6 protein-coding genes and 1 tRNA gene are annotated in these 6161 nt (G+C 34.3%); all 7 read right to left on the bottom strand.

Features of this window, described 5'->3' with window-relative positions; all coding sequences use genetic code 11:
- Positions 1–411: 411 nt before the first annotated feature.
- Positions 412–498, bottom strand: a tRNA-Leu gene (locus WMO18_RS10370).
- 243 nt (positions 499–741) lie between these two features.
- Complete coding sequence (locus WMO18_RS10375) at positions 742–1134, bottom strand: hypothetical protein (RefSeq protein WP_211148338.1); 393 nt, start codon at positions 1132–1134, stop codon at positions 742–744.
- Positions 1134–1952: an ABC transporter ATP-binding protein gene (locus WMO18_RS10380; RefSeq protein ID WP_022504791.1), complete on the bottom strand. Its 819-nt coding sequence runs from the start codon at positions 1950–1952 to the stop codon at positions 1134–1136. Before WMO18_RS10380 ends, WMO18_RS10375 begins: the two co-directional genes overlap by 1 nt.
- A gap of 11 nt (positions 1953–1963) precedes the next feature.
- Positions 1964–2854: an ABC transporter permease gene (locus WMO18_RS10385; protein ID WP_211148337.1), complete on the bottom strand. Its 891-nt coding sequence runs from the start codon at positions 2852–2854 to the stop codon at positions 1964–1966.
- Positions 2855–3062: 208 nt separating this feature from the next.
- Positions 3063–3911, bottom strand: a complete 849-nt coding sequence (locus WMO18_RS10390) for an HAD family hydrolase (protein ID WP_211148336.1) — start codon at positions 3909–3911, stop codon at positions 3063–3065.
- A gap of 15 nt (positions 3912–3926) precedes the next feature.
- Positions 3927–4838, bottom strand: coding sequence for a peptidylprolyl isomerase (locus tag WMO18_RS10395; protein WP_248004747.1), 912 nt, complete (start codon positions 4836–4838; stop codon positions 3927–3929).
- 121 nt (positions 4839–4959) lie between these two features.
- Positions 4960–5931 carry a Gfo/Idh/MocA family protein gene (locus WMO18_RS10400; RefSeq protein ID WP_211148335.1) on the bottom strand — a complete coding sequence of 324 codons (972 nt, stop codon included), beginning with the start codon at positions 5929–5931 and terminating at the stop codon, positions 4960–4962.
- Positions 5932–6161: the final 230 nt, after the last annotated feature.

The following is a 6161-nucleotide window of genomic DNA, read 5'->3' on the forward strand; positions in this document are numbered from 1 at the left end:
GCAGATTATAAATTTATAATCTGCAAATAGGATAAAAATCCCATAGGTATCACACTTTTTAACGGGCGAACGGTGTTCGCCCCTACTACTGTGAGCCAAAATTTTGCTATAATTCACACCTACTAACCCTAATTTGTTTGTGTAATAATTATATCTTGTTAGTTGCATTGCTTGTAAAATAAAAAAAGACAATACTAATGTATTGCCTTTTTTTATGGTGCACCTAACAATGATACATCTTAAAAGGGTGCGTACCTCGCTTATTAAGCACAAATACGAAAGGAAAGAGGCATCTACGCCCTCCCTAAAAACAGTCCACCGGACTGTTTTCTTAACGGTAGCCTTCAAGTCTTGTTAGGTGTGTTGCTGGTATAATAAAAAGACCTAATACTTATGTATTAGGTCTTTATATGGTGCACCTAACAAGACTTGAACTTGCACGAATTTTCATTCATATGGACCTGAACCATACGCGTCTGCCACTTCCGCCATAGGTGCGTGTTTATTCAATTAATCACTTCAATTTATATTGTAACCAACAAAAGGAAAATAGTCAAGTAATATAAATTGAACTTTAAAAGTAAAAATAAGGAATAAATAGGGGAATATTTATTCCTTAAAGATATTTACTAGGTTTGAAATAAAACCGAAAACCAAAATTTACAGAATAAAGTAAAACATACAGATTATATGAAACCAACAGTGATATTACAATCTATAATTAAAAATGAAAAATAAAAATTAAAATTCTTCATCCTTTGAGAAAAGGTCACATTTACCGTTAAGGCAGAGGGTATCTTGAACATCCCCACATTCGCAATATCTTTTATCATGATTAAAGTTATCGCAATGAACACAAATCTCATCCATAGCGTTATTTAGGCTTGTTGTGTAGTCCTCTTTGCTCATAACAGAGATGTCAACCTCTTCAATAAACTTAGTTTGTTGTAGGTTTACATAGGTTTTGTTGGTGTATTCCTTAATAAAATAAGGTGGCACAACTCTTGTAGAGTCAATCTTTGTCAACTCTACAAATGAACTGTAGTTGTTCTTTAAATAATCTTTAAGTTCTGCAAAGTTACTTACACCCTCAGGGTAGTAAAAGTACTCGTCATCAATAAATAATGCTTTCATTACTGTGCCTTCTTTGTCTTTTCTTTTGCTAGTGCTGCTTTTCTGGCAGCCTTCTTAGCTTCTTGTCTTTTCTTCTTTTCCTCAGCATCTTTAGCCTTTTGAGTTTCGTAAATGTTGAGAGTTTCACCTGTTGGACCATCATGAATTAGCTGACCGTTTCTTAGATAAATTGAACGGTCACAAATTTCTTGTACTGATGGGGCAGAGTGGCTAACAAACAGAACTGTAACACCTTGGTTGATAATCTCTTTAATCTTAGCTTTACACTTCTTCTTAAAGGCATTATCACCAACTGCAAGTGCTTCATCAACTACAAGAATATCAGGTTCAATGTTAACATTAATTGCAAAGCCGAGACGCATTTTCATACCTGAACTGTATGTTCTTACAGGTTGGTCAATGTAGTCACCAAGCTGAGCAAAATCAACAATGTTTTCTTCAATACTCTTAATGTAGTCATCCTCAAGACCTAGGATATAACCCTTTAGGTAAATGTTCTCTCTACCTGTCATTTCAAGTGAGAAACCGGCAGTAAGCTCCAGCAAAGCAGCAACCTTGCCATGAACTGTGACTGTACCGCCACTAGGGAATGTTACACCTGTAATCATCTTTAGCAGTGTACTCTTACCTGCACCGTTGTCACCGATGATACCGACAGATTCACCTCTGTTTATAGTAAAGGAAACATCCTTTAATGCACTGTGAATCTTAGGATTTCTAGGCTTAAAGAACAGCGCCTTAAATCTAGCCTTGTCACTTTTATATAGAATATAATCTTTGCTTACATGGTCAAAGGTAATAATAGGATTGTCACTCATTTTAATACTCCTTATAGTACATCAGGAAGTGTTTTTCTAAGTTTGTTATACTTGTGAGCACCATAGAAAAATACAAGTAAAAATTCAGCTACAAATATAATTAACTCCCAGTTTAAGCCTAAACCTGTAGGGTCTGCTGTATGGCTAACCCAAAATGCTTCGTGATAGATAAATGCTTTTCTGTATGCATTTACAAAGAAGTTAATAGGGTTGATTAACATAATAAATTCTAGGAAATGTTGCATATTTGTTGGTGGTAAGTCATATGAACTGTAGATAACACCGGTTAACCAGAAAATACCTGACATAACTGATGTAATCATTGACTCAAGATCCTTGCTAAATGCACACATAGGAGCAGTTGTCCAGGTTAATGCTAAGAAGAACATAAACATTATCGGACATAGAATAAAGAACTGCAATGCATAAAGTGAAAGGAATTGTGTGTTAAATAGGCAGTCATAAAGTCCCAAGATACCAACCATTATTGCCGAGAGCAAGAAATGAATATACACTCTTGAAAGGGAAGTGTATGTAAGAATTGTTGATACCGGGAATTTAACTTTTGTAACAAACTGTCTGTTTATTCTAATAGCCTTAGCACCATGGGTGATACTTTCACTGATAAACCACCATGGAATAAAACCTGTCAGCATAAAGATAAATCTGTCAAAGTGCTGAACTGAACCGTTAGGCATCTGAATATCAACAATACCTAAGTTCTTAATACCTACTGTAAAAGCAAACCAGTAAACAAAAAGTGTAAATGCCGGTTTGATAATTGCCCAAAATGGACCGATAGCAGCACCCTTATATTGCTTAATTAATTCTGTTTTGGAAAGTCTGAAAATCTGTTTTCCAAAGTGTCTGTGTTCTTTAAATATAGTGAAAATAGTAATCACCGAACCTTTATCAAATAATTTCGTTAATTTCCTTCATATACTATCTTTGTTTTTACAAACAAAACCACCATATATTATAATGGATTAGAGCCTTAAAGTCAATTGAAGTGAACCATTTTTAGTAAATGTACATAACAAATTTGGCACAATAAATAAAGAGCCACAAAGTTTCTTTGTACTTTGTGACTCTTTTTATAGTTATATTTCTTTACTGGAATTTTCCATTCTTTTGGTTAAAGTTCTCAATGTACAGTTTTTCACAAACTGCCATCTTTCTGATAATGTTTTTTACAGTTTTGTCAAGACCGCTGTGTTCTCTGTAATCGGCAGGATAGATAAAGTCAACTCTATCTCTCAGTAACAAGTCCATAACTTTCTTTGTTACTTCACCTTGATAAACTGCAATAGAAACACCACCATAGGACTTCATCATCTTCATACAAGGTACATCGGAAAGTCCGTCACCTATATAAATCATATTGCAAAATGGAATTCTCTTACTGTCATCCGGCATTGATTTGTTTAAGTCCTCATCATTGGAAATGTCAAGTACACCTTTGTTTATTCTGTACACAAACTGTGTTTTGTTGGTGTAGTTAACGGCAGTTTTAGGGAAAACTGCAAGTCCCTTTTCGTCATAAACAAATTCACAACCAAAGATTTTCTTAAATTCATTGCTGATTGCAGTACCCTCAATAATCTCTTTCAGTCCTGAGGATATTACATAATGTTCAACTATAACATCATTTTCTTCTGCAAAACTGTTAATGCGTTGAAACCACTGCTTAACTCCCGGAAAAAATTCAATTTTGTTGCCTTTTTCTGTTAGGCTTTCCCTAGTTAGTGGAATGTTTCTCTTTTGACTTTCCGATAGCATTGTGTACATATATGCAAGAACAGAATCCATCTGTAGCTTTGTACCAACTTCATTTGTTTTGCTCCAAAATTCACTTGGAGTCATATTTAATGATGGAATAAAGGCATAGTCCTGCATATCCTTTGTACATAATGTTTTGTCAAAGTCATACATTATTGCAATGATAGGTTTTGTATCCATTATAAAACCTCTTAATTATCTCTTTTTCTTAGACTTTTTCTTTTTGTAGTCAGGATCGGCTTTCATAGCAGCCTTTGCTTCTGCTTTAGCTTTCTTTTTCTTTTTGTCCTGAATACCGTAAGGAATAGCAAAACAAGCAAAGATAATAGCAAGTACACCTACTGTTACAATAATAGGAATAAAGTTAAATGGTTCGTCACTGTCCTCATTGTTGGCAGTAGTAGAGTCAGTTGAAGCAACTGTTGTTGCTTCTGTTGCAGTTGTAGTTGACTTTACACCTTCATATGGGTCAGTAGCTGACTTTAGAGAATTTTCCATATTCTTTGTGTACTTTGTAATTTCAACACTTTCAAGTTTAACTTCATTTACAGGAGAACTGCTTTCACCACTACTGTTTGTTATAACTTCACAATTAGAAATTAAATCAACAACATCCATACCGGCAAATACTTGACCGAATACTGTGTAGTCACCATCTAGGTGAGCGTTTTTAACAAGGTTAATAAAGAACTGGCTACCATTAGTGTCAGGACCGGAGTTAGCATAAGCAACTGCACCTCTGATGTTCTTTAGTTCATCAACACATTCATTCTCGAATTCTTTACCCCAACAAGACTCACCACCTGTACCGTCACCATTGGTGTAGTCACCACCTTGAATCATAAAGTTCTTAATAACTCTGTGGAAGATTGAGTTGTTGTACTTCTTTTCTTTTGCAAGAGTTTGGAAGTTTTCAACACCCTTTGGTGCATACTTAGGGAAGAATGACATAGCAATATCACCGTAGTTAGTGTGTAGAACTGCTACTGTGTCACCAACCTTAGGCTTAGCCTCTTGATTGAACTTTGCTGATGCAGTGAATGTAACAGAAAATGCCATTGCACAACATAACAAAGCTGTTAGAAAAATACTAATAGTCTTTTTCATAGAATTTTACCTCTTTCGTTTTTAGTTTAACATTCATATTCTACAATAAAATAGTATGATTTTCAACAATTTTGCAATAAGTTCACAACATTTTCAAATTCACCTATATTTTGTGTTATGATTATTCTTCTTCAGGATAGGTCATACCCCAACTTTTTCTAATATCTGTCATAATATCCATAACATCCTTAGTCATCTCTCTGTTCATTAGGTCATTGCCCTTTGAAAGAGTTTCTTCCATATCCTCAACTTCATACCACAAAGCATTTTTAGTGTCGCCACATTCTATTTCTTCTACTTCACCGTCAGTATAAGTGATAACTGCTTTCATACCTCTAGGGTATTCCATAACTTCAATATAGCCGTTTGCACAAGAAATCATTGCTCTTTTTGGTTGTTTTGAATGAAGAGAAAGCATAATAGTTGCCATCTGTTGTTCTTCGTTCATCAGTAGGATAGATGCCTGTTCATCAACACCTGTTTCACAATATTTTACCATACTTGAAACTTTGTTAGGCTTAGACTTCATAAACATTCTTGCAAGAGAAATTGCATAAACACCAATGTCAAGCATTGAACCACCTGCAAGGTTACGATTGAAAAATCTGTTTTTCATATCATAATCCTTGTATGAACCAAAGTTAAGTGTGATTAAGTTAACTTCACCTAGCTTTTCCTCAGCAATTCTCTTTTTCAGTTCCTTATAAATAGGCATATGATATTCTGTCATAGCCTCAGCAAGTACAAGACCTTTTTCCTTAGCAATAGCCATACCCTTATCAAGTTCATTACTGTTTAGGGTAATTGACTTTTCACAAAGCACATTCTTCCCTTTGTTAAGCGCCTTTTCAATATAATTAATATGTGTGTTATGAGGAGTTGTAATGTAGATAATATCAATGTTTTCATCATTAATCATATCTTCAAAACTGTCATAAACATTTTTGATTTCATACTTCTTGGCAAAGTCTTTAGCCTTGCTTAAAGTTCTGTTTGCTACACCATAAAGCTTTTTGTTGTGGTTCTTCATAGCTAAAGCAAGTTCATTTGCAATAACACCACAACCTAGTACACCCCAATTATAAGTTTTCATAGGTAAAACCTCCATAAAATGTATTAGACCTTAGGTCAATTCTATAATAATAAATCCTATTATAACTGTCAATAATAGACTATTTTCAAAATTTTTATTTTTTCAATTTTTTAATATTTTAATTTTGTCTGTGGGTAAAGGTGAGAATGATAAATTTGGGTTTGTAGGGGTAAGTAGGTAGTAACAAATTTTAGCAAATAAGGCTCCTTAGATTGTCAAACCAAGAGATC

This window comes from Ruminococcoides intestinihominis, from assembly GCF_040096285.1.
In the GTDB taxonomy this organism is placed as follows: Bacteria; Bacillota; Clostridia; order Oscillospirales; family Acutalibacteraceae; genus Ruminococcoides; species Ruminococcoides intestinihominis.

Excerpts from the sequence above, each read along its gene's own strand:
- WMO18_RS10375 (WP_211148338.1), bottom strand. The coding sequence starts at position 1,134 with ATGAAAGCATTATTTATTGATGACGAGTACTTTTACTACCCTGAGGGT.
- WMO18_RS10380 (WP_022504791.1), bottom strand. The coding sequence starts at position 1,952 with ATGAGTGACAATCCTATTATTACCTTTGACCATGTAAGCAAAGATTAT.
- WMO18_RS10390 (WP_211148336.1), bottom strand. The coding sequence starts at position 3,911 with ATGGATACAAAACCTATCATTGCAATAATGTATGACTTTGACAAAACA.
- WMO18_RS10395 (WP_248004747.1), bottom strand. The coding sequence starts at position 4,838 with ATGAAAAAGACTATTAGTATTTTTCTAACAGCTTTGTTATGTTGTGCA.
- WMO18_RS10400 (WP_211148335.1), bottom strand. The coding sequence starts at position 5,931 with ATGAAAACTTATAATTGGGGTGTACTAGGTTGTGGTGTTATTGCAAAT.